General features: G+C 37.9%; 20 protein-coding genes and 1 pseudogene. 15 read left to right on the forward strand and 6 right to left on the reverse strand.

From position 1 onward, the window contains the following. Positions 1-46 precede the first annotated feature (46 nt). The 3 genes from SC428_RS16750 to SC428_RS16760 all read left to right on the forward strand — a co-directional run bounded on the left by SC428_RS16750 (position 47) and on the right by SC428_RS16760 (position 4,383). The gene (locus tag SC428_RS16750; RefSeq protein WP_318708968.1) at positions 47-994 is read left to right on the forward strand and encodes an OmpG family monomeric porin; all 948 of its coding nucleotides are present in this window, start codon (positions 47-49) and stop codon (positions 992-994) included. 424 nt (positions 995-1,418) lie between these two features. Next, entirely contained in the window at positions 1,419-3,299 is a 1,881-nt protein-coding gene (locus SC428_RS16755) for a glycoside hydrolase family 3 N-terminal domain-containing protein (protein ID WP_070927410.1), read from the forward strand. A 127-nt stretch (positions 3,300-3,426) separates the two neighbouring features. Continuing rightward, a complete protein-coding gene (locus tag SC428_RS16760) occupies positions 3,427-4,383 on the forward strand; it encodes an OmpG family monomeric porin (RefSeq protein WP_070927408.1) in 957 nt (318 codons plus the stop codon). Positions 4,384-4,460: 77 nt separating this feature from the next. Here the strand turns inward: SC428_RS16760 and SC428_RS16765 are convergent, their stop codons facing one another. Both SC428_RS16765 and pfkA read right to left on the reverse strand, forming a co-directional pair. Continuing rightward, positions 4,461-5,462 carry a sulfate ABC transporter substrate-binding protein gene (locus SC428_RS16765; RefSeq protein ID WP_070927406.1) on the reverse strand — a complete coding sequence of 334 codons (1,002 nt, stop codon included), beginning with the start codon at positions 5,460-5,462 and terminating at the stop codon, positions 4,461-4,463. A 181-nt stretch (positions 5,463-5,643) separates the two neighbouring features. Next, positions 5,644-6,621 carry a 6-phosphofructokinase gene (gene pfkA, locus SC428_RS16770; RefSeq protein WP_070927404.1) on the reverse strand — a complete coding sequence of 326 codons (978 nt, stop codon included), beginning with the start codon at positions 6,619-6,621 and terminating at the stop codon, positions 5,644-5,646. Between the two features lie 630 nt (positions 6,622-7,251). Between pfkA and SC428_RS16775 the strand changes: the two genes are divergently transcribed. The 3 genes from SC428_RS16775 to SC428_RS16785 all read left to right on the forward strand — a co-directional run bounded on the left by SC428_RS16775 (position 7,252) and on the right by SC428_RS16785 (position 8,367). Then, on the forward strand, positions 7,252-7,380 hold the full coding sequence (locus SC428_RS16775; protein WP_257644857.1) for a type I toxin-antitoxin system Hok family toxin: 129 nt from the start codon (positions 7,252-7,254) through the stop codon (positions 7,378-7,380). A gap of 365 nt (positions 7,381-7,745) precedes the next feature. Beyond that, entirely contained in the window at positions 7,746-7,874 is a 129-nt protein-coding gene (locus SC428_RS16780) for a type I toxin-antitoxin system Hok family toxin (RefSeq protein ID WP_257644857.1), read from the forward strand. Positions 7,875-8,238: 364 nt separating this feature from the next. Continuing rightward, entirely contained in the window at positions 8,239-8,367 is a 129-nt protein-coding gene (locus tag SC428_RS16785) for a type I toxin-antitoxin system Hok family toxin (protein WP_261785760.1), read from the forward strand. A gap of 97 nt (positions 8,368-8,464) precedes the next feature. Here SC428_RS16785 and SC428_RS16790 read toward each other — a convergent pair whose 3' ends face one another. The 4 genes from SC428_RS16790 to SC428_RS16805 form a co-directional block, all read right to left on the reverse strand. Continuing rightward, positions 8,465-9,409, reverse strand: coding sequence for a phosphatidate cytidylyltransferase (locus SC428_RS16790; protein ID WP_070929936.1), 945 nt, complete (start codon positions 9,407-9,409; stop codon positions 8,465-8,467). Continuing rightward, positions 9,406-10,047: a lysophospholipid acyltransferase family protein gene (locus tag SC428_RS16795; RefSeq protein WP_318708973.1), complete on the reverse strand. Its 642-nt coding sequence runs from the start codon at positions 10,045-10,047 to the stop codon at positions 9,406-9,408. Before SC428_RS16795 ends, SC428_RS16790 begins: the two co-directional genes overlap by 4 nt. 356 nt (positions 10,048-10,403) lie before the next feature. Further along, entirely contained in the window at positions 10,404-11,153 is a 750-nt protein-coding gene (locus tag SC428_RS16800) for a M48 family metallopeptidase (RefSeq protein ID WP_140183219.1), read from the reverse strand. A gap of 436 nt (positions 11,154-11,589) precedes the next feature. Next, the gene (locus tag SC428_RS16805) at positions 11,590-12,132 is read right to left on the reverse strand and encodes a Spy/CpxP family protein refolding chaperone (RefSeq protein WP_070929933.1); all 543 of its coding nucleotides are present in this window, start codon (positions 12,130-12,132) and stop codon (positions 11,590-11,592) included. 154 nt (positions 12,133-12,286) lie between these two features. On the opposite strand from SC428_RS16805, the gene cpxR reads away from it, so the two are divergent. The 9 genes and pseudogenes from cpxR to SC428_RS16850 all read left to right on the forward strand — a co-directional run bounded on the left by cpxR (position 12,287) and on the right by SC428_RS16850 (position 23,972). Continuing rightward, positions 12,287-12,985 (forward strand): envelope stress response regulator transcription factor CpxR, encoded by a 699-nt coding sequence (gene cpxR, locus SC428_RS16810; protein WP_042846693.1) that lies wholly within the window; start codon positions 12,287-12,289, stop codon positions 12,983-12,985. Continuing rightward, complete coding sequence (gene cpxA / locus SC428_RS16815) at positions 12,982-14,352, forward strand: envelope stress sensor histidine kinase CpxA (protein ID WP_070929932.1); 1,371 nt, start codon at positions 12,982-12,984, stop codon at positions 14,350-14,352. Before cpxR ends, cpxA begins: the two co-directional genes overlap by 4 nt. Before the next feature lie 488 nt (positions 14,353-14,840). Continuing rightward, a complete protein-coding gene (locus tag SC428_RS16820) occupies positions 14,841-16,280 on the forward strand; it encodes a capsule assembly Wzi family protein (RefSeq protein WP_318708982.1) in 1,440 nt (479 codons plus the stop codon). 1,088 nt (positions 16,281-17,368) lie between these two features. Continuing rightward, positions 17,369-17,437 (forward strand): annotated as a pseudogene (locus SC428_RS16825) (NAD-dependent epimerase/dehydratase family protein); the annotation flags it as partial. Between the two features lie 26 nt (positions 17,438-17,463). Further along, on the forward strand, positions 17,464-19,056 hold the full coding sequence (locus SC428_RS16830; protein ID WP_318708985.1) for a lipopolysaccharide biosynthesis protein: 1,593 nt from the start codon (positions 17,464-17,466) through the stop codon (positions 19,054-19,056). Then, positions 19,053-20,132 carry an NAD-dependent epimerase/dehydratase family protein gene (locus SC428_RS16835; RefSeq protein ID WP_318708988.1) on the forward strand — a complete coding sequence of 360 codons (1,080 nt, stop codon included), beginning with the start codon at positions 19,053-19,055 and terminating at the stop codon, positions 20,130-20,132. Before SC428_RS16830 ends, SC428_RS16835 begins: the two co-directional genes overlap by 4 nt. Next, entirely contained in the window at positions 20,132-21,880 is a 1,749-nt protein-coding gene (gene menD, locus SC428_RS16840) for a 2-succinyl-5-enolpyruvyl-6-hydroxy-3-cyclohexene-1-carboxylate synthase (protein ID WP_318708990.1), read from the forward strand. Before SC428_RS16835 ends, menD begins: the two co-directional genes overlap by 1 nt. A 3-nt stretch (positions 21,881-21,883) precedes the next feature. After that, entirely contained in the window at positions 21,884-22,999 is a 1,116-nt protein-coding gene (locus SC428_RS16845; RefSeq protein ID WP_318708992.1) for a polysaccharide pyruvyl transferase family protein, read from the forward strand. Then, positions 22,992-23,972, forward strand: a complete 981-nt coding sequence (locus tag SC428_RS16850; protein ID WP_318708994.1) for a glycosyltransferase family 2 protein — start codon at positions 22,992-22,994, stop codon at positions 23,970-23,972. The genes SC428_RS16845 and SC428_RS16850 overlap by 8 nt, the downstream gene beginning before the upstream one ends. Positions 23,973-24,034 lie beyond the last annotated feature (62 nt).

Genomic DNA, 24,034 nt, shown 5'->3' on the forward strand with positions numbered 1-24,034 from the left:
TTGTTATCAAAATTTATAAAATAAAACATTCGCTATAGGGATGATTATGAAATATCTAAAGGGTTTAATTCTAAGCACTATAATAGTTTTACTCACCGCTACTGTATCTCAAGCAAATAATGACTATTGGCGTATTGATAGCGATATTTATGTAGAGGTTGAGGAGTATCGAGGGCAACGCGATAACCTTGATAATAAAGTATTCGATAAAGCAAGTATGGTCGGTAAACTCGCACTGACAAATCCGGCATCACTATGGAGTTTTTATTTTGATCACCGCGAATCTTTACGCAACTATGGTCGCAATTTTTCCACTTCCCGTGATTCATACATTCGTAACCGCACACAAATCGGTGCTACCCGCCAGCTGTATAAAAGCCATTCCGCAATACTTAATCTCAATGGAACTTACCGAAAAGAATCGAATGATTCTGCACCTAACACGCCATCGCGATCATCAGGCAGTTTATATTGGTTAATGCCAACAGGAAGTTTTTATTTTAATAAAAAATGGTCATTTGATTTTTGGGATGCGATTTTCTACTACAGTAATTTTTTAAGATCAAATAACTATGAATGGGAGGCTGAGCACGGTTTCAGCTACCAACATTCTGAGGCGATTAAAGCAAAAATAACCTTATATACCGATAGAGTGTGGGATAACAACTTCCATAAAATCTTTTCACAAGATCAAATTAGAGGTTACTTCTCGATTAAGCTAAATGAAAAATGGTCAATCTCTCCCTATTTTCGCTACTTTCTTAACGAAAGTGGCTACACTGCTCGTACAAATTTAACCCAAAAAGTCAAAAATGGCTATCGCGTTGGAACACAGATAGCATATAACCTGACCCCAAAGTTGATCTTGTGGGGAGGAGCCGCGATAGAACCCACACAATGGAAATATCCAAAAGATAATTATGCAACATCAGGTAGTAATAATAGACAAACCTTCTATTTAGCCCCATTTGGCATTAAATATATCTGGCAATAGTGAGTAAATATATCTCTAGCCATTATTTTACCGTGTGAAAAAAGTCGCAATCAATAAGCTGCGACTTTTTATTTAACTTCAAATTTAGCCTACTTTAGCAATCTCTAAATCCTATTTTTAAATTTAATTAACATAAAATTTGAGTTTTAGATAATTACTTAGGCGATTAATTCATATGTCTAACTTTACCATTGAGATCACAGAATAGAGTAATTCCAAAATGGAATTATTCTATTGGAATATTAATTATTCCAATAGAATTGATTATTAAAATCATATAGATATATGACATAGCACAATTTGTTAAATTACAAACTATTCTTAAGCACTAGCAAATGAGAATAATCTTATCTGTGACTTGTCTCACTTTATAATTAATTTACCCTACTTATTATTCATCGAAAAATAACCAAGGAATAATGCGATGAAAAACCTTACCCTACTTTCTCTTTGCTTATTAAGTGCCATGTCACTCGCCGACCCGATTTCACAAACACAGCTTGATAATATGTGGAAAGATAAACAAAAATCTGCTGATGATATCGTCAAAAATATGTCTGAGGCAGAAAAAATTGGTCAGCTTTTCATGCTAGATTTTAGATATTGGAATAAAGACAATAATGGCGAGCCAGCGCCATTTCTAGCAATGAATGATGAAGTTGCGAAAGTCATCAATCAGTATCACCTCGGTTCAGTGATCTTATTTCGTGAAAATTTAATTGATACACCACAGACCGTAGAACTTATCAACCAATTACAAGCTGCTCGCAGTAATTTACCCCTATTTATTGGTACCGATCAGGAAGGTGGTTATGTCACTCGTTTACGTGTCGGTACAGAAATGCCGGGAAACATGGCATTAGGTGCGACACGTAACCCTGCGCTAGCAGAGCTAACAGGTATGATCCACGGTTATGAATTATCCAGCTTAGGCTTTAATATCAATTTCGGCCCTGTTGTCGATGTGAATAATAACCAAAACAACCCTGTGATTGGAGTACGTTCATATTCAGATAATAAAGAACTTGTTGAACAACTTGCTACCAATTACATCAAAGGTATTCATAAATATAACTTGTTGACATCATTGAAACATTTCCCAGGTCACGGTAACGTTTCTTCTGATTCTCATGTTGACCTACCTGTTGTAAATTCAGATGAAAAAACATGGCGTTCAACAGAGTTGCCACCTTTCCAATATGCCCTGAACCATGGCGCAGATGCTGTCATGACCGCACATATTATCGTTCCTGCATTGGATAACAGTAAAATTAAAACCCTTAGCGGCAAAGAGGTTGGGACACCTGCTACATTATCAAAGCCTATTCTGCACGATATTTTACGTGATGAGCTAAAATATGATGGTTTAATCGTCACAGATGCGATGGATATGGGCGCTATTGCCGATAACTTCGATATAAACTGGGCAGTAGAGACATCATTACTTGCTGGTTCTGATGTGATCTTAATGCCAATTAAAATGTGGGATACGGAATCAGTTGCACGTTTGGACAACATGTACCGCCATCTTGAAAGTGAGGCTCAAAAAAATCCTGAGCTAAAAAAACGCATTGATGAATCAGCAAAACGTGTCGTGCTGAAAAAATTACAGCAACAGATCACCGCACAGCCAATCAATTTACATAATGCGCAGCAAGTTGTCGCTTCTAAAAGCCATAAAGATCTTGAAAATATGGTCTCAGAACAAGCAATTACGCTAATCAAAAACGATAATGTGCTTCCTTACACCTTAAAATCACAAAATAAGATTTTAGTTGTATCGGATGAAAAACCACGTAATGAATTAATTCAAAAGCACTTAAATGACATCGCTAATGAAACAGGCACAACAATAGAAAGCAAAGAAACCGTTGTTAAACTGACTGAAAATACCCTCAATGCAAAAGATGTTCAGCCTCTTTTGCACGGTCAAGATCTGGTAATTTTAACCACTTATAACCTGAAAGATAATCCTGCTAATGCTCAGCTATTCATTGATGAAGCAAATAAAGCCAATATCCCACTGGTAGTGATTTCTTCACGTAATCCCTATGACATTGCATACCTAAAAGGGGTTAAAGCTAACCTTGCCATCTATGGGATCACAGGATTCGACGTCACTAACAATAACCGTAACTCACTCGAAACCAATATTCGTAGTGGATTACGTACCTTGTTTGCAGACCAACAAGCACAGCCATTAAACCCACCGAAAGGGCTGCTCCCCGTCAATATTAAAAATCCACAAGGTAACAAAATCCTGTTCCCTTATGGTCATGGTGAAACGTACAACACCACTCATTAATTAATTTATAAACTCTCGCACTTTCCGACCTTTATATCCTTTAAGGATATAAAGGCGGGCTATAACACACAAAATTCAACTAATAACGCTACGTTACTGAACAATAATTAAAAATTAAAGGGTCATCATGAAAACATCATTGAATGGTTTACTACTACTTACCGCGATGGGCTTTACTGCTTCGGCACTCTCAACAGAACAAGTGAATAATGACTATTGGCGTATTTCCTCTAACGTCTATATGGAATTGGAAAAATTCGAAGGCCACCATAACACTAGCGGGCGGAAGGTTTACGACAAAACAACCATGGTTGGTCAATTGTTTTTATCAAATCCTGAATCTAAATGGAGCTTCTTTCTTGAGCATAAAGAGTCACTTAGAAGCTATAACCATAATTTTTCAACATCAAAGGACTCATTTATTCGTAACCGAACCCAAATTGGTGTAACACGAAAAATGTACTCCAGTGATGTTGGACAATTCAACCTCAACGTTACCTACCGTAAAGAATCAAATGATTCGGCTCCTGGCACCATGGCTCGTCCATCCAATACCTTGTTTTGGTTAATGCCAAGCGGGACTTATCACTTTAATGATAAGTGGGCATTCAACTTTTGGGATGCGTTCTACCACTACGATAACTTCCATGCGCCAAATAGCTACGAATGGGAATCCGAACACGGTTTGGTATACAAAATCAATGACTCCGCTACAGCGAAAGTTTACATGTACACGGACTGGACATGGGATAAAGATTTCAACAAAACATGGGAGCAGAACCAAATTCGTGGTTACTTCCCTGTGACGTTAAATCAAGACTGGAGCATTATGCCCTACTTCCGCTACTACCTAAACGAACACAACTACGATAATAAGCAGCGCACAACCCAAAAAGTGAAAGATGGCTACCGTGTTGGTACCCAAGTTTTCTATAACCTAACACCGAAACTGACCTTATGGGGTGGATTTGCGGTTGAGCCAAGTACATGGGAAAATCCAAAAGGTGCAGGGATCACCTCTGGCAGCAACAATCGCCAAACGTTCTATTTAGGACAATTGGGTGTGAAATACGTGTGGCAATAAAATCATAGTTATCCAGCTAACCTGCCCCTCACAGGTTAGCTGGAGTGCCATAAATAATAGAGTAATAATATTGTTCGTTAGTCACGACGACTAATCTCATCAAAGACTCCACCATTCGAAAAATGAGTTTCCTGCGCCTTAGTCCAGCCACCAAACTCTTTATCTACCGTCAGTAATTTTAACTGTGGAAAGCGCTGTTGATATTTTTGGGCAATTTCAGCGTTACGTGGCCGATAATAATTTTTTGCTGCGATTTCTTGGCCTTCCGGCGAATAGAGATATTCTAAATAAGCTTGAGCCACTTCACGACGATCTCGCTTATCAACCGTTTTATCTACCACTGCAACTGTGGGTTCCGCTAAAATTGAAATACTTGGGGTAACAATTTCAAATTGACCATTTTCACCAAGCTCATTAATAGCAAGTAATGCTTCATTTTCCCATGCGATCAACACATCACCGATGCCCCGCTCAACAAAACTGTTTGTTGCACCGCGAGCCCCTGAGTCCAGTACTTCAACATTTTGATAAAGTTGCTTCACAAACTGTTTTGCTTTTTCAGGATCTTGCTGCTCCTTTTCTAATGCATACCCCCAAGCAGCCAAGTAATTCCAACGTGCGCCACCTGAAGTTTTCGGATTCGGCGTCACGATAGAAACATCTTTACGTATGAGATCATTCCAATCTTGAATATTTTTAGGATTTCCCTTGCGAACAAGAAAAACAATTGTTGAAGTGTAAGGCGCAGAATTATCAGGAAGACGCTTGATCCACTCTTTATCAATACGTCCACTTTGTGCAATTGCATCAACATCATAAGCCAAAGCAAGAGTCACAACATCCGCTTCTAATCCATTAATGACCGAAGTCGCTTGCTTTCCTGAGCCCCCATGAGATTGACGAACGGTAACGGTATCTCCCGTTTTTTCTTTCCAATGTTGGCTAAACGCTTGGTTATATTGTTGATAAAACTCTCGAGTGGGATCATAAGAAACATTCAACAATTGAATATCTTTCGCCCATGCTCCCGTTGTGAGTATCAGCAACAATGCCGTTGCTACATGCCATTTTTTCGCCATTCCTCTATCCTCATCAATTTAATGTTAAGGCAGGCTGACAGATCTCATCCATAACTTGAAATAATTAAAAATGACAATTTATGCTACAAAAGAATATACAAACAGAAGATAGGTAGGATCAGACTTGCATAACCCGAGCAATCGGGTCATACAAGTGAGATTTGCAATACATAGAGGTGAATTAGTACAGTTTTTTCGCTGTGTCGTACCAATCTTTCTTAAACACACGCTTCATATTCATCACTGCATCAATAATATCATGATGAACCAATTTTTCGTTTTGAATACCAACGCAACGGCTACCATAACCTTCTAACAATAATTGGATTGAATACGCTCCCATGCGCGATGCCAAAATCCGATCATACGCAACAGGCGAGCCACCGCGCTGAATGTGCCCAAGTACTGTAGCACGTGTTTCATGATGGGTTTCCGCTTCAATATATTTGGCTAATTCATCCACATCACAAACATGCTCAGTAATCGCTACGATAGCGTGACGTTTACCCTTTTCAATCCCTTGTTTGATTTCAGATAGTAGCTCTTCACGATCAAATGACATTTCATTTTCAGGTAAAACTAAGAATTCACATCCACCAGCAATCGCTGCTGATAGGGTTAAGTCACCACAATAACGCCCCATGACTTCGACAATAGAAATACGTTTGTGAGAAGTCGATGTATCACGTAAACGGTCAATAGCCTCAACCACGGTTTCCAGCGCAGTGAAGTAACCAATAGTATAGTCCGTTCCTGCGACGTCATTATCGATGGTTCCCGGCAAGCCAATACAAGGGAAACCAGCTTCAGTCAATGCTTTAGCGCCAAGGTAAGACCCATCACCACCAATAACAACCAAGGCATCAATATGATTTTTTTTCAGATTCTCAATGGCAACAGCACGAACTTTTTCATCGCGGAATTGAGGGAAGCGAGCTGAACCTAAGAAGGTACCTCCACGGTTGATCATGTCAGAGACACTATAGCGGTCTAGCTGTTTCATGCGGTTTTCATATAAGCCAAGGTATCCATCATAAATACCCATCACTTCTAAACCTTCACTTAATGCCGCTCGTACAACACCGCGGATTGCAGCATTCATACCGGGTGCATCACCACCACTTGTTAATACCCCAATTCTTTTAATCTGCTTGACCATGATGACCTCTGATTAATGAATATAAATTGCAAATCAATGAAAAACACCGTTCAACACCGTGCTTTTCTAAACCAAATTCTGTTACAAACCGCCAATGCTGAATTGATTCACCTAGCACTATAATACGGTATAGCTAATTGTATATACCTGCTTTCTATCAAGCTTTGATTGTTTATTGTGATCCAGCTTACATAATTTTAGCGCATAAACATGATTACCACAGAATAGCGAACCACTATAGCGGTTGTTACCTTACTTCGAAACAGAAATTAAGTGCTTATACTCTAAATAATAACATTTATAGCTCATGAGGGCTTAACCTTATGAGTGACACAGATATTAGGAACGGGTCGCCTTAACTGATATCCCCTATTAGGGTTAAAAATACAGATAAAAATGCGGGCTCAACTGTGCAAATCACAATGTCAAAATGCAGGAGAAATTCAATTTTGATAGGCTTTCGGTGGGTGCTTGATCCTTTTTGGTTCAAGCATGCAGTCTGGGCCAAAAATGAGAAAGCCCCGTTAGTGAATATGTTCAACCAACGGGGCACACATCTCAAACCCAAACATTTGAGATTGTGCCTCTTAGCCAATAAGAGGTCAAGGAGAAATGACCAAGTACGCCTTTATGGTGATACTGACAGTATGTATCACTGTACTGTGTTTATCATCGATGCTACGCGACAAGCTCTGCTCGTTACATATCACCAGTGGTCACACTGTAGTCCAAGCAACCCTCGATTACGAACCGAGGTAGTTGCTGAGCAGAGGGAGCTTTTCCCTCTGCTGTTTCTCTTTCAAATGTTGACGTTAGGCTTCAAGCACCCTGTCTTTTCCAGTTCAATCCACGACACATTCCCCCATAAGAGGTAATGCCATCATCCATAAAATGCGGGCTCGACTGTGCTAATCATAATGTCAAAATGCAGAAGGAATTTAATTTTGATAGGCTTTCGGTGGGTGCTTGATCCTTTTTGGTTCAAGCATGCAGTCTGGGCCAAAAATGAGAAAGCCCCGTTAGTGAATATGTTCAACCAACGGGGCGCACATCTCAAACCAGACATTTGAGATTGTGCCTCTTAGCCAATAAGAGGTCAAGGAGAAATGACCAAGTACGCCTTTATGGTGATACTGACAGTATGTATCACTGTACTGTGTTTATCATCGATGCTACGCGACAAGCTCTGTTCGTTGCATATCACCAGTGGTCACACTGTAGTCCAAGCAACCCTCGATTACGAACCGAGGTAGTTGCTGAGCAGAGAGAGCTTTTCCCTCTGCTGTTTCTCTTTCAAATGTTAAAGTTAGGCTTCAAGCACCCTGTCTTTTCCAGTTCAATCCACGACACATTCCCCCATAAGAGGTAATGCCATCATCATAAAATGCGGGCTCGACTGTGCTAATCATAATGTCAAAATGCAGAAGGAATTTAATTTTGATAGGCTTTCGGTGGGTGCTTGATCCTTTTTGGTTCAAGCATGCAGTCTGGGCCAAAAATGAGAAAGCCCCGTTAGTGAATATGTTCAACCAACGGGGCACACATCTCAAACTCGACACTTGGGATTGTGCCTCTTAGCCAATAAGAGGTCAAGGAGAAATGACTAAGTATGCCTTTATGGTGATACTGGCAGTATGTATCACTGTACTGTGTTTATCATCGATGTTACGCGACAAGCTCTGCTCGTTGCATATCACCAGTGGTCACACTGTAGTCCAAGCAACCCTCGATTACGAACTGAGGTAGTTGCTGAGCAGAGGGAGCTTTTCCCTCTGCTGTTTCTCTTTCAAATGTTGACGTTAGGCTTCAAGCACCCTGTCTTTGGATTTCAATCAACCTAGTATTAGGTATAAAAATAACGTGTAAAATGAAAGAAAATAGGGGCGGCAAAACATAATGAGTCAATGCGGTCTAACATTCCGCCATGTCCTTCAATAATGGCTCCAAAATCTTTAATGCCACTGTCTCGTTTGATCGCAGACATACACAATCCACCAACAAACCCCATTAAGGTAATCGCAAGAGACATTAACCCCGCAACCCACCAGTTAAATGGCGTAACCCAATACAAGCAGATCCCAATCAATACAGAAGACAGTATCCCACCTAAAAAGCCTTCTATCGTTTTATTCGGGCTCAACTTAGGCACAATCGGGCGTTTGCCAAAGAGCTTACCAAATACATACTGTAAAACGTCTGAAAGTTGCGTCACGACAATAAGGAATAATAGCAGTTTTACATTTTCACCTTCGTAGCCTTTAATATCTAGCATCAATAATGCAGGTACATGGCTTAAACAGAATACAGTGACTAACATTCCCCACTGAATTTTGGCTGTGCGCTCAAGAAAATGGTAAGTGTCCCCTGCTATTGCAATACGGGTTGGTAAAAATAAAAACACAAATACAGGAACAAAGATTGAAAACATGCCATACCATTGGATCCCAACTAAAATATATTGCAGAGGTAGAAAAATAAAGAAACACCAAAACAAAGCTTCGTGATCACTACGTCTTGTCGGTGCTAAAGTAATAAATTCTCTCAAGGCAAAAAAGGAGATCAATGCAAATAAGATCACAACTCCAATATTACCAATCACTACAGCCAATACACACACAATACACATTAACCACCAAGCACGTATTCTGGCATTTAAATTATCAATTGTTGGGTTACTCTTTTCCCCTGAATAACGATAGGCAAGGATCCCACCAATAATACTTGCCACAACTAAGATGCTGAAAACACCTGATAACAATAAAGCTATTTCGCTATCCCAAATACTCATGGCATCAACTCCTCTAAAGCAAGTTTTGCTCGTTGTAAAAACTCGGCTTTAGACTCTTCTTCCGCTAATGGCGCTAAAGGTTGACCGACAACCGCAGAGCAAATAATTGGCACAACCAATTTTGAGCCTTTTGGTAAAACACGATTTAAATTCTCAAGATATACAGGTACCACTTCAACATTGGGATATTTTTTAGAGAGATGGTAAATACCACTTTTGAAACTGCTCAGCTCTTCACCATCTCCACGGGTTCCTTCGGGAAATAATATCAGTGACTCACTTTTTGCTAATATCGCTTCAAGGGGTGCTAATACATTTTCTTTGGCTGGGCCATCCCCTTTTCGATCAATTAATACTGCGCGAAAAACTTTATTAACCAAATAACGCCTAAATGGCGTTTTATCCCAATAATCTTTGGCAGCAACAGGATGAACTGCATGGCGCATTAAAGGCGGTAGCCCCGCCCAAATAACTAACCCATCTAAATGACTAGAGTGATTCGCATAATAAATCCGTGAAGCGATTGTTGGCTGGCACCCAACCCAACGTGTTCTTACCCCTGTTAACAGTCGACAAGTAAACGACAGTAACATCCCCATACCTTTTGCTAACAAAGAAATTCTTTGTGGTTTTTCCATCTTTATTCCTTGCAACACGTTTTCTATTTTTATTTATTAATACTTATTTTTCTTTTACAAAAATAAAGATATATAGCCCCACTAAAGAGCACAACAAGGAAGGTCTGATTTCACTTTTTTTGAGAGGATACTCTCAGATAAATAAGTAGAAATAAGTCTGGAAGGGAACAAAAGCGAATAGTGGTAGCAAGAAACCTATTATGTTTGGCGGCAGTGACTACGGTTCTTACAATAGATTAGAAAATCAATTTATTGATTTTCGGCTGATAACACGAAGCGGGAAAAACTATGCTTTTATCCCGCTTCGTCAACAACTTCAGTCGTGGTAACGACTGAATGGCTTTAACAAATACAGATTACTTGTCTGCGGCGATACGCTCACGAATGTGCTGAGCACGCTCCGCTGATGGTGGGTGAGAATCAAACATACTGCTTTCACTACCACCTAATTTAGCTAGTTTCTCAAAGCTAGTTGCTAAACCTTCGGTTTTAATACCGCGTTTTTTCAACAGGTCATAAGAGAAATCATCCGCTTGACTTTCTTGGTGTTGAGAGAACTGAGAATTAACCAGTTTCTCACCCAAAGCAGCAACTTGTGATGCGCTTAGTTGTTCAACCACGCCACCTGCTGAAGCAGCGGCAGTACGTGCAGCAACTGTTGCATAAGCCACTTGCATTGCTTTACGTGAATGACCTAGCGCAACGTGACCCATTTCATGACCAAGAACACCTTCGATTTCGTTGTCATTCATCAGATCCATCATACCGCTATACACACGTACACAGCCATTTGCCATCGCCCATGCGTTAACATCATCAGTCATATAAACTTTATAGTTAACAGGTGTTCCATCAACTTCATTTCCTAGCGCTTTAGCAATTTTGTCTAAACGTTTTGAATACTTGCTAGAAGAAGGAGCGATTTTATTTTGAGCGTCCATCTCTTTACATGATTGGTCGCTTAGTTGCTTCACATCGCTATCAGTTAATGTAGCAGCTTGAAATAGTTGCATACCTGAATTCGTTAGCATGCCCTGATCTAAATTTTTACACCCAGTCAAAATGACAGCTGATACAGCGACTGCAACAAGTGCCTTCATTTTCATAATATTTTTTCCTTTGCAATACACACAACTATTCTTTTTAAGCGTTAAAGACTATAAATTCTGAAAAAAATAACAATAGGAATATAGAGAGATAATACTCATCATACGAATTTTATCTGATTACTATTCAAATAGCAGAATTGCTAGCAGAATAAGTCATACTATCTCAAATAATTCACTGAAATTTCAATAACTGCAAAAAATAATATTTTATAAATGACTTAAAATGCAAGACGAATAAGATATCAGGCAAGACAAACATGAGGAAATTAACAAGCCAACAAAGTCACAATCGATAATGCAAACATGACGATCAGCAAAAAAATAGCCCCTAAAAGGGGCTGTAAAAGACAGGGATGGTGTCTATGGCAAGGAAAAACTTCACTTATTGCTACTTCACTACTACGATCAAGAGAATTTAGATCAAAAGAATTCGTTACTGCAAAGCCTGAAACTGAGACATTTTTTGTTGATGTATCTTCTCTAATTGGGCTTTCTGCTCAGGAGTTAATAACTGGTACAATTCATGATGAATTCGAGCCATTTCAACACGCTGATTCAATTCTTTTTGCAAACTTTTTTCTAACTGTTCACGAATGGCTTTTTCATCAAAGTCGTCCGCGACAATTAGATTGTGCAGTGCTTCACGCTCTTGCACAGAAACTGGGTTATCAAATTGATAACGACGCTGAGTTGCCATTAAATCACGCAATTGCTGACGCTGTTTTTCATTTAACGTGATACCATTAAACATAAATGTACTTGTGCGTTCTTCACTACCAAACAACTCATAGTGTTGAAGTTGAGTCATGACAGGCACTGAAGATGCAGACTCATTTTGCATTTGTAGCATTAGCGGGCTAGATGTATCACCAGTTTGTTGAACACTTTCTGGTGTATCCCCAAAAGCCGTCACTGAACCGATAATAAATGCAGAAGCTAACACTAACTTGACTGTTGTTTGTGAAGTTCTTTGCATTCCAATACTCCTTGTTCTCGGACAGTGCTCGTGATTCAATGTGGATAACTATACGCCGGTGGCTGCAAACTAGCGTCAGAGCATGTAAAAGAACGTAAAGTCATGGAATCGTGAAGATTGTTATCGTATTTTGGCAGTTGGAGGACTTAAACACATGCATAAAATCCTATTAGTTGATGACGACCGTGAACTCACGTCGCTCTTAAAAGAACTGCTCGAAATGGAAGGTTTCAACGTTGTCATCGCCTATGATGGTGAACAGGCTTTACAACAGATTGACTCATCCATTGATCTATTATTACTCGATGTCATGATGCCAAAGAAAAACGGCATTGAGACCTTAAAAGAACTACGTCAGATCCACCAAACCCCTGTCATTATGTTGACCGCACGCGGTAGCGAACTCGACAAAGTATTAGGGCTTGAATTAGGTGCAGATGACTATCTTCCTAAACCATTCAATGACCGTGAATTAGTTGCCCGTATTCGTGCGCTACTACGCCGTTCAAATTGGAGTGAACAAACCCAAGGTGACAATAGCAATACACCTGTTCTGCAAGTGGATAAGCTACAACTCAATCCAGGCCGTCAAGAGGCCAGTTTCGATAATGAAATCCTTGACTTAACCGGAACTGAGTTCACCTTACTGTATTTATTAGCGCAGCACCTTGGCCAAGTCGTTTCAAGGGAACATTTAAGCCAAGAAGTACTTGGAAAACGTCTGACTCCGTTTGACCGTGCGATTGATATGCACATCTCAAACTTACGTCGTAAGCTTCCAGAACGAACAGATGGCCAACCTTGGTTTAAAACCTTGCGTGGTCGTGGATACTTAATGGTTTCTGCAACATGATAAATAGCTTAACCGCAAGGATATTTGCGATTTTCTGGTTCACCCTCGCACTAGTATTAATGCTAGTGCTGATGGTGCCCAAGCTTGACTCTAGGCAGCTCACTGTCCTTATGGAGAGTGAGCAACGCCAAGGGGAAATGCTTGAGCAGCACATTGAAGCTGAACTGGCTCAAGCACCGATGAACGACCTACTTTGGTGGAGGCGAATTTCCAATTCCATCAAAAAATGGGCGCCCCCTGGCCAACGTCTCATTATTGTGACCAGCGAAGGACGCGTTATTGGTGCGATGCCAAGTGAAATGCAAGTTATCCGTAATTTTATTGGGCAATCAGACAATGCTGATCACCCTAAAAAGAAAAAGTATGGTCGTGCCGAAATCTTAGGCCCTTTCTCCATACGCGATGGTGAAGACCATTACCAACTCTATTTAGTTCGTCCTGCAAATAGCCCACAATCTGACTTTATCAACTTATTGTTTGACCGGCCATTCTTACTGTTAATTGCCACCATGCTCATCAGTGCCCCGTTATTGCTCTGGCTATCTTGGAGCCTTGCCCGTCCTGCGCGCAAACTCAAAATGGCAGCAGATGATGTCGCAAAAGGCAACTTACGGCCTCACCCAGAACTTGAAGCTGGGCCTCAAGAATTTTTATCTGCGGGAAACAGTTTTAACCAAATGATCAGCGCTCTCGATGGCATGGTGAGTGCCCAACAGCGACTGATCTCTGATATCTCTCATGAACTGAGAACCCCACTGACGCGTTTGCAATTAGCGACAGCTTTATTACGCCGTCGGCATGGTGAAAGTAAAGAATTAGAGCGTATTGAAACCGAAACCCACCGCCTTGATAGCATGATCAATGACTTACTCGTACTATCACGCAGTCAGCACAAAAATGAAATCTTAAGGGAGAACATTAAGGCTGATGATCTGTGGGGCGATATTTTAGAAGACGCAAAATTCGAAGCGGAACAGATGAATAAAACCCTTGATGTCACATCACCACCGGGCTCATGGCCTATCTATTGCAATCCATCGGCGATTGGTAGTGCCTTTGAAAACATCGTCCGTAACGCACTGCGCTACTCAAATACTCATATCGCTGTCGATTTCAAAGAAGAAAACAATGGTGTACTAATCACTGTTGACGACGATGGCCCTGGCGTTAGTCCAGCCGACCGTGAACACATCTTCCGCCCTTTCTACCGCACAGACGAAGCGCGAGATAGAGAAACCGGAGGCACTGGCTTAGGCCTTGCCATTGTGGAAACTGCCATCTCACAGCATAAAGGTTGGGTGAAAGCCGATGATAGCCCATTAGGGGGGCTACGTTTGCAAATTTGGCTTCCTGAACATGGGCGCTAACGCCACTCAATCATAAATTTAACTTAAGGCTTCTTGAATATTAAGTTTAAGAAGCCTTATTTTATTACACATCATTAACAGTGTATTAATTTCAACCTAAGCAATATTCCTGATATTTATTACGCACCAAACTAAATAACTCCTTTAATCAAGAATAAAAGTTATTTAGAAAAAATAGACACGGAATAATTGTCAAAATAACACTTAACCTCTGAATTCTAATAAATCGTATTTAGAGTTATATCGTTATACCGATATCTAGAAAATGCCGTTTGTCTGATATATTGATATTCTGCTTTTTATTTACAGATAGATTACCTATTATAAAAAGGCCGAAGCACGCATACCTAATCAACACAACGAATATAAGGGTAATGTTAGCGTGGGTATTACCACACTAAATTCGTGTGCTGCATTAAATTAATATTTTGCATATTTTTTTCATAAAAACACAAAAAATTAGACGACTCAACTCAATGGATTCATCAATGAAAAATATCAAGTTGACCAAACTAGCCATCCTAACGTTATTGAGTGCAATGAGTGGCAGCACACTAGCGGGTGGACTAGTCCTTCCAGACAATAACTTAAGAAACGATCTTGCGTGGCTCTCAGAACGGAACGTTATCCAAATTAGCCTTTCGACTTGGCCGTTATCTTCAGAAGAAATTACCCGCGCATTAAATAACGCCAATATCACCAATAATGAACAAGAAGCTCTTGTTCAACGTATCAAACAACAGCTCAACCGCACTAAAAACAGCGTTCAGCTACAAACCTACCTATCAACGGGTAAATCACCAATGCCACAAGGGTTCGCACAAAGCGAATACAGCGACTTCCGCTACACCGTTGAGGGTAACTACAGCACTGATGATGTTGATTTAAATTTAAAAGCCAATGCGGAACGCGCACTGCGGGTTGAAAATGGTTCCGACTACAACCTAAACGGCTCCTATGGCGGCGTTAAAGTGTGGAACCAATGGATAAGTTTTGGTGAGATCCCTCAATGGTGGGGGCCTGGCCATGATGGCAGCTTAATTCGTACTGACGCTGCAAGACCAGTAACAGGTTTCCTACTACAGCGTGCTGACCAAAGCCCATTTGAGACGCCTTGGCTTTCATGGATTGGCTCATGGCAATATCAGCTAACCGCAGGCCAAATTAAACAGTACTCCTCACAGCCGCATACTAAATTGATTGGCCTACGTATGACCATGAACCCAACTGACTTCTTTGAATTTGGCGGTTCACGTGTAGTCATGTGGGGTGGTGAAGGCCGTCCAAATAACTGGAATTCGTTCTGGAATGCCATGGCTGGTAAAGATAACACGGGTGATAAGGATGAAGACCCAGGTAACCAACTTGCTGGCCTAGATGCAAAAATTAAACTTTATCCGCTAATTGGTTTACCTGTCAGTATTTATGGTCAAATGATCGGTGAAGACGAAGCCGGCATGTTCCCATCGAAAAATGCGTTCATGGGCGGTATTGAAGGTTATCACACCGCTTGGGGTCAACCTCTGAGCTGGTATATTGAAGGCGCCAATACGCATACCGAGTGGAATAAAAATGGCGTGATGTACACTCATTTTATCTATCAAAATGGCTACTACCAACAAGGTGCCCCGCTAGGCCATGCAATGGGCGGTGACGGTCGCATGATATCAGGGAAAGTAGAATATACCCTTGATGATGATAACCGTGTCAGCACTCGCTTAGTGTATGCCAAGGTCAATAAAGAAAGTTATCCACAAAATAAAGTCTATCCAAGATCCGAAACCATTAAAGGTATTGATTTAGGTTGGTGGCATAACTTTGATGACCGAGTTAATACCGATGCTAAAGTCTGGGTTTCTCAATCAGATTACAACACACGTGATGATGTGGGTGCATCCGTTATGGTTACCCTGCCATTTAAGTGGTAGTACTTGGTTTAAATAATTCGAATTATAAGTAGTCGGTAAGTCAAAATAGTCGGGGAGCATAGGTAAACAGTGTAACCCGGCTAACTGAGTACAGTTGTCACACCTCAATAGAGAACATTGCAACTTGCAGTATGACGAGTAGATACCCTAAATAATTCGAGATGCAGGTAGGCGACAAGCGAAGATAGGCGAGGAGCATAGATAACTATGTGACTCAGCTAGCTGAGCGCAGTCAACACCCCTGTATCTTGAAGTATGACGAGTAGATACTCTAAATAATTCGAGATACAGGTAGGCGACAAGCGAAGATAGGCGGGGAGCATAGATAAACTATGTGACTCGGCTAGCTGAGCGCAGTCAACACCCCTGTATCTTGAAGTATGACGAGTACCGTGTTGTTATTTATTCCCCCCCCAACTACACTTCATTATATCGACATAAAAGACAATAAACGTCGGTAAAATTAATTTACTCTAGACGCTTATTAATTGTTTTCAGATAATTTATAGTTGTTTTTTATTAATAAAACACTGTTTACGCGTTTGAAACACAATTAATGAACAATAATTATGTTTCTCTAAGTTATTTAACTTAAATCAACACGGTACTAATGTGCCAATAGATACTTAGCGTCAATAAATAGAATACCTCGATAAAAAATAAGGTTATTTCCAACTGTCCTAAAATAAAATTTTAGGCCTTCGATAAGCGATGATTAGAATACGTATAACATGATAATTTAAAAGGAATTATATAATTGATTAAATAAAGTAAGACTATTCTCTAAGGGAATTACACCGATAGTCACGACCTATATTTAATGCTATTATTAGGCGCATTTGCTTGACCGTGTCAGCGCAGAGGCATACTCTTTCGCGAGTATAAAATGATAAGAAATGCTTATCAATTGACCAGTTACGAAAAAAGGTAACATTTTCAATTAATAAGCATAACTACAGAATTCAATGGTGCTCTGGGACCCGACAACCCAGTGCGGTAGCTATGGTCTAACCTAATTAAATGATGAACATTTATACCATAGTTAAATCCCTCCTTACTTAATAGATTATTAATTAGCAAGGTTTTCAGTGAAAATATTAGTTACTGGTGGTGCAGGCTTTATTGGTTCTGCGGTTGTTCGTCATATTATTAATAATCTCATTTTATGATAATAGTTTTTTAAGTGAGAGCTTTATCAATAGATAATTTAAATTTACTTATTACCAATATTGAGCTTTATTTTTCAATGTCCAATAAAAAAATTCTTAAAAATACAGTATCTCTTTACATACGCCAAATTATTATTATTCTAATTACTTTGTATTCTATGCGGGTAATTTTGAATGAGTTAGGCATAGAAGATTATGGTGTTTATAGTGTTGTTACTGGCTTCGTTACTTTATTGACATTTTTACCAGGAAGCATGGCAAGTGCCACTCAACGTTTTTTTTCGTTTGCTATGGGAAAAAAAGATATATTAAAATTAAAAAAAACGTTCAGTGTGAATTTGATTATGTATGTCATCATTGCGTTACTTACTTATGCTCTGTTGCAAACTCTAGGTCTTTGGTATATTAAAGAATATTTAAAAATACCTGATACACGCTTTAATGCCGCATTAGAACTCTATCATTACACTTCTATTTCTTTTGTTTTTTCTATTTTTAGTGCACCTTTTATAGCAATCTTAATTGCTCACGAGGATATGCATATTTACGCACTTATTTCTGTGGTTGATGCTATTTTAAAGTTGAGCATCGCAATATCTTTAGCTTATGTTAACTACGACTTACTTATATACTATGGAATATCTCTTTTTATTATATCCGCATTGATAGCATGTGCTTATATTTATATTTGCATAAGAAAATATACTGAGTGTCAACTAAGAAAGTTTTATTGGAGCACTACCATATTTAAAGAAATTATAGGCTTTACAACTTGGACTTTATTAGGGCAAATTAGCACTGTATTTCGAAACCAAGCTGTCACTGTGTTAGTTAACCAAATGTTTAATCCAAGTATTGTTGCAGCAAGGGCTATTGCTCTTAATATTGCTAGTCAAGTAGCTGTATTTTCGAACAACTTGAATACAGGATTATATCCACCGATCATTAAGTCTTATGCTTCAAATCAAAAAAATGAGATGATGAGCTTAATTTTTAATGGTTCTAAACTCACTTTTTTCTTAATGTGGGTATTTGCGCTACCAATGCTGCTTGAGATGAAAACAATTTTAACACTTTGGTTAAAAAACCCACCACAAGAAGCCATTCTATTTACTCGATTAGCAATTGTTGAATCATTAATATTAGCCATAAGTATGCCATTGACAACAGCTGCAAGAGCCCCAGGTAAAATGGCACTGTATGAAATAACTTTAGGTAGTATTCAAATCGCAATATTTTTTGTTTCATGGTGGGTTTTGAGCTTAGGATACTCAGCTGAGTCGGTTTTTTACGTAGCAATAGCTGCTAACCTTTTTATGTTTCAAGTGCGCCTATTGCTGGTTAAATATCTTATCTCTATGCCAATCTTACCTTATTATAAGAAGGTAGTTGGCCCTGTTCTAGTAATTCTAATTATTTCAGTCATTCTTAGCGTACTTTTATCAAATAGCCTTCCAAGGAACTTATATACCTCTTTAATTGTTATAATATTCTCTATCACAACTTCAACTCTTGCTATGTACTATTTAGGATTAGATCAGCATTGGCGTAGAAAAACAATTAATGTCTTAACCAGTAAGTTATTAAAATTTAGAGGTGCTAAGTGAAAGTTTTAGTTCTAGGTGGAACCGGTGCTATGGGTATTCACCTTGTGCGTATCTTAGAGAAACAAGGTAATCAAATTTATGTTACTTCACGTAACCGATCAGGTATAAATAATAATGTTAATTATATTCAAGGAAATGCCCACAGCCAAGAATTCCTAAATAATTTATTAAGCCAAAGCTGGGACGTAATCGTCGATTTTATGGTGTACTCTACACCTGTTTTTCAACAACGTTATGCTCAATTTTTAAAATCAACAAAACAGTATATTTTTATCAGCTCTGCGCGTGTTTATGCAGATTCTACAAATCCAATAACAGAAAATTCACTACGATTACTCGACGCAATAAAAGATAGTGATTATTTAAAAACTGATGAATATGCATTAACAAAAGCAAGACAAGAAAATCTTTTATTTGATAGCAATAGTAAAAATTGGACAATCATCCGTCCTTATATCACATATGATGATGAACGATTGCAGTTGGGCGTACTTGAAAAAGAAGATTGGTTATATCGTGCATTACATGGACGTAGCATAGTTACAGCAAAAGACATTCAAACTAAAATGACTACTCTCACTGCAGGCAAAGATGTCGCTAGGAGTATTTGTGCATTAATAGGCAACAAACTTGCATTAGGTGAAGCCTTTCATATAACAAACGATCAAAGTATTAGCTGGCAACAAATTTCAAAAATTTATATACATTCATTAGCGGAAAATGGGTTTATGGTAAAACTAGTCGAACAAGATTTGGATAGTTTCTTTGCTTGGCGCGAAGGGAAATATCAAGTTATTTACGATAGGCTATTTAACCGAATATTCAATAATGAAAAAATTAATCAATTCATAGATACCTCAACCTTTATTCCACCACAAATCGGTTTAGATACGTGTCTTCAAAATTTTCTCAGTAGTAAGCCTTATTCATTCAAGCCAATAAATTGGCAAGAAGAAGCACTTAAGGATAAAGCATCAAAAGAAAGCACCTGCTTAAGTGAAATATCTGGATTCAAAACAAAAATCAAATATTGTTTATTCAAAAACCTACCAACGGTAGGAAGGTTACTAACATAATGAAATTCTACTCAACGCCAGAAAAAAATGCACTGATTGTTATTTCTCTGCTCAAAGCTCATGGTATACGTTATATAATTGCTTCACCTGGTACTACAAATAATGCACTTATAGGTAGTATACAAAAAGATCCTTTTTTCAAAATTTATTCAGCCGTTGACGAACGCTCCGCTGCTTATATGGCCTGTGGTTTGGCAGCTGAAACTGGTGAGCCAGTAGTTATCAGTTGTACTGGAGCCACAGCCTCAAGAAATTATGCACCGGGTATGACAGAGGCTTATTATCGTAAACTACCTGTATTAGCGATTACCTCAACTCAACCAATTAGTCGTATTGGGCATCATGTTGCTCAAGTGATTGACCGTAGTGTTATTTCAAATGATGTAGCAAATTTCAGCGTTACTTTACCTGTCGTTAAGGATGAAGAAGATTTTTGGGATTGTGAGGTCAAAGTCAATCAAGCTATTTTGGAGTTAACCCGACATGGAGGGGGACCGGTACATATTAATCTACCAACTACATATAGCCTTCCCTTTACAGAAAAAGAAAATATCAGCTGTAGAGTAATAAATCGCTTAACCTTAGCTGATAAGCTACCAATTCTTGATGCAAATAAGCGCATATCAATTATTATTGGCTCACACCACAGTTGGAGTGACGATGCTATAGAGGCATTAGAAGGTTTTTGTAGTAAGTATAATACTGCTGTTTTTTGTGATCATACTAGTGGTTATAGAGGTAAAAACCGTGTATTACTTTCACTTGCAGCAGCACAAGAAATTCATTCAAAATCAGAACTAAAATCAGATATAACACTGCATATAGGTGAAGTAACTGGAGATTACCCTTTAGCTGGAATGGCTGGAAATGAAGTATGGCGTATCAGCCCCGATGGGGAATTACGCGATACATTCCGTAGGTTACGTTATGTGTTCGAGATGTCAGAAACATCATTTTTTCAGCATTTTGTAGAGCAAACAGACCAACCATCTACTAATGAATATTTTCAACAATGTACTGATTTTTTAAAAACAGTACAAAATAAAATACCAGAGATACCTTTTTCCAACATCTGGCTAGCTTCCAAGCTGGCATCGAAAATACCATCAGGTTCAGCTATCCACTTTGGGATTTTAAATAGCTTAAGAACTTGGAATTTCTATGACCTTCCTAATACCGTAACTTCTTTCTCAAATGTCGGTGGATTTGGAATTGACGGTGGAGTCTCTACGCTACTTGGCGCATCCTTAGCAAATCCGAATAAACTCTATTATGGTGTGATAGGTGATCTAGCCTTTTTCTATGATCTCAATGCCATAGGCAACCGCCATACAGCAAATAACTTACGTATCCTTCTTGTAAACAATGGAAAAGGAACCGAGTTTCGAATGTATAATCATCATGCCGCACATTTTGGTATAGATGGTGATGAGTTCGTAGCTGCCGCTGGGCATTATGGAAATAAATCAAGAACTCTTATTAAAGACTATGCCGAAAACTTAGGTTTCGAATATTTTTCTGCATGCAATAAAAAAGAATTTGAAGACATTTATCAACGGTTTCTTGAACCTGAAATCACTGATAGACCAATGCTCTTTGAGGTATTTACTGATAGTGATGACGAAAGTAAAGCACTTCAAATAATGCATAGATTAGAAGTCAGTGCAGAAAGTAAAGCAAAGCAGACATTAAAAAAAGTACTTGGTCCTAAAGGTATTGATACAGTTAAAAAGATAATAAAAAGGTAAAACATGAAAATTGGAATTTTAACTCAACCATTGCACAATAATTATGGCGGTTTATTACAAGCTTATGCATTACAATCGTTTTTGAAAAAACTGGGTCATGATGTACTGACAATAGATTTTAGTATTGACAAGGAAAGAGATTCTAAAATAAAACAAATGGTTATAGATATAGTTAAAAAATATCTCTTTAAAAGACAAGCTGAACTATCTAAGCAAGATAAATATAAAATTAGTCAACACACCTCTCATTTCATTGCAGAGTATATAAAAAGAACACAACATATATCACAATATAGTGATTTTTCATATTTAAAACAATATCAATTTGATGCTTATGTAGTTGGTAGTGATCAAGTATGGAGACCTATATATTCACCAGGAATGCCTGCTTTTTTTCTCGATTTTTTAGCGAATGATGATAAAACAAAACGCATCGCATACGCCGCATCATTCGGTGTTGATCATTGTGATGAATTTACTAAAAGTGAGCTTCAGCAATATTCATTGCTAGCAAAAAAATTTGATGCCATTGGAGTTCGAGAAGATACGGCAATAGAATTATGCCAAAAATATTTAAATGTAAACGCTCAACTAGTATTAGATCCAACACTACTTTTAGATAAAGATGAATATATAAAATTAATTGATGAAAATATCACTACTACTTCAAATGGTAACTTGATGGTTTATATTTTAGATAAAAATGATGAAAAAAATCAAATAATTGATCTTGTTGCTAAACAGTACAAATTAAAACCATATACAATAATGCCGAATGAATATGATAAAATTTACCCTCCAGTAACACAATGGTTACGTGGTTTTTTAGATTCACGTTTTGTTGTCACTGACTCTTTTCATGGCGTTGTATTCTCAATTATTTTCAATAAGCAATTTATTGCAATAGGAAATAAATCTCGTGGAATAGCGCGTTTCTTATCGATTTTAAAATTATTTAATTTAGAAAATCGCCTTATTTTATCCCTCAGCGATTTAGAAAATACCTTTAATTTACCAAAAATAGATTTCTCTGAAGTTAATGAAATAAAAGAAAAATTAATAACAAGCTCAACTATGTTTATAAAAAACTCACTAGTAAACTCAAAATCTAATGGCTAAGATATCTGTAATAATTCCAGTGTATAATGCTGAGAAATATATTAAAAAGTCGCTTACGAGCTTAATGACCCAAACACTTGATGATATAGAATTTATCATTATCAATGATGGTTCAACAGATAGCTCAATGAAAATAATTGAAGAAGTGATTAATAACTACCCAGAGAGAAAATCAAATACTATTCTTGTAAATAGAGAGAATAAAGGTGTTTCTGCCACAAGGTCTGAAGGATTAGCATTATCAAATGGTGAATATATCATTCATGCTGATGGTGATGATTGGGTAGAAAGCAACATGCTAGAAAGCTTATATTTAGAAGCAATATCATCATTATCAGACATTATCATTTGTGATTACTATATCAACTCCGAAGAAATACAACTATATGTAACACAAGAAATAGGTAGCACAAACTTAGAATGTATAAAAAAAATATTACTTGGTGAATTGCATGGTTCTAGCTGGAATAAACTTATAAAAAGAAGTTTAATTTCTGAAAATAACATTGACTATATAGAAAATATTGATTACTTAGAAGATGTAGTATTTAATATTAAATCTTTATATTATGCAAAGTCAATATCCCATTTAAAAAAAGCACTCTATCATTATAATAAATCCAATAACAATTCAATAACTAGCTTTATCAATGACATTAAAATCGACCATGTTAGTGAAGCTATTTCTTTAGTAAGTGATTTTTTATCTTCAAAAAAACTGAACAATATAAAAGAGAACGAATTAAATATATTCAAATTGAATCAAAAGTCTTGGTTTATTTTATCTAATAGAAAATCTGTCAGTAAAAAAATTTTAAATTTATACCCAGAGTCAAATAGTAAAATATTGAAAACAAAACATAAAATTCACATGAAACTAATATTAATAAGCTCAGGTTATAAATTACATTATTTAGCTCAAATACTACTGAAAATACTAAACTTTATGTATTTTATTTTAAAAGGAAAGTAACTTTCACTATATCATTTTAATAATATATCTATTAATAACCTAAAATCCAAAGTTTTTATTAC

It is taken from the genome of Providencia sp. 2023EL-00965 (assembly GCF_033550225.1).
Taxonomy (GTDB): Bacteria; Pseudomonadota; Gammaproteobacteria; order Enterobacterales; family Enterobacteriaceae; genus Providencia; species Providencia manganoxydans.

What these genes read in the sequence shown, in the direction of transcription:
- SC428_RS16845 (WP_318708992.1), top strand. Translation starts at nt 21,884, where the DNA reads ATGAAAATTGGAATTTTAACTCAACCATTGCACAATAATTATGGCGGT.
- SC428_RS16780 (WP_257644857.1), top strand. Translation starts at nt 7,746, where the DNA reads ATGGTGATACTGACAGTATGTATCACTGTACTGTGTTTATCATCGATG.
- pfkA (WP_070927404.1), bottom strand. Translation starts at nt 6,621, where the DNA reads ATGGTCAAGCAGATTAAAAGAATTGGGGTATTAACAAGTGGTGGTGAT.
- SC428_RS16850 (WP_318708994.1), top strand. Translation starts at nt 22,992, where the DNA reads ATGGCTAAGATATCTGTAATAATTCCAGTGTATAATGCTGAGAAATAT.
- SC428_RS16800 (WP_140183219.1), bottom strand. Translation starts at nt 11,153, where the DNA reads ATGAAAATGAAGGCACTTGTTGCAGTCGCTGTATCAGCTGTCATTTTG.
- SC428_RS16775 (WP_257644857.1), top strand. Translation starts at nt 7,252, where the DNA reads ATGGTGATACTGACAGTATGTATCACTGTACTGTGTTTATCATCGATG.
- cpxA (WP_070929932.1), top strand. Translation starts at nt 12,982, where the DNA reads ATGATAAATAGCTTAACCGCAAGGATATTTGCGATTTTCTGGTTCACC.
- SC428_RS16820 (WP_318708982.1), top strand. Translation starts at nt 14,841, where the DNA reads ATGAAAAATATCAAGTTGACCAAACTAGCCATCCTAACGTTATTGAGT.
- SC428_RS16765 (WP_070927406.1), bottom strand. Translation starts at nt 5,462, where the DNA reads ATGGCGAAAAAATGGCATGTAGCAACGGCATTGTTGCTGATACTCACA.
- SC428_RS16750 (WP_318708968.1), top strand. Translation starts at nt 47, where the DNA reads ATGAAATATCTAAAGGGTTTAATTCTAAGCACTATAATAGTTTTACTC.
- SC428_RS16790 (WP_070929936.1), bottom strand. Translation starts at nt 9,409, where the DNA reads ATGAGTATTTGGGATAGCGAAATAGCTTTATTGTTATCAGGTGTTTTC.
- SC428_RS16805 (WP_070929933.1), bottom strand. Translation starts at nt 12,132, where the DNA reads ATGCAAAGAACTTCACAAACAACAGTCAAGTTAGTGTTAGCTTCTGCA.
- SC428_RS16760 (WP_070927408.1), top strand. Translation starts at nt 3,427, where the DNA reads ATGAAAACATCATTGAATGGTTTACTACTACTTACCGCGATGGGCTTT.
- SC428_RS16755 (WP_070927410.1), top strand. Translation starts at nt 1,419, where the DNA reads ATGAAAAACCTTACCCTACTTTCTCTTTGCTTATTAAGTGCCATGTCA.
- cpxR (WP_042846693.1), top strand. Translation starts at nt 12,287, where the DNA reads ATGCATAAAATCCTATTAGTTGATGACGACCGTGAACTCACGTCGCTC.
- SC428_RS16795 (WP_318708973.1), bottom strand. Translation starts at nt 10,047, where the DNA reads ATGGAAAAACCACAAAGAATTTCTTTGTTAGCAAAAGGTATGGGGATG.
- menD (WP_318708990.1), top strand. Translation starts at nt 20,132, where the DNA reads ATGAAATTCTACTCAACGCCAGAAAAAAATGCACTGATTGTTATTTCT.
- SC428_RS16785 (WP_261785760.1), top strand. Translation starts at nt 8,239, where the DNA reads ATGGTGATACTGGCAGTATGTATCACTGTACTGTGTTTATCATCGATG.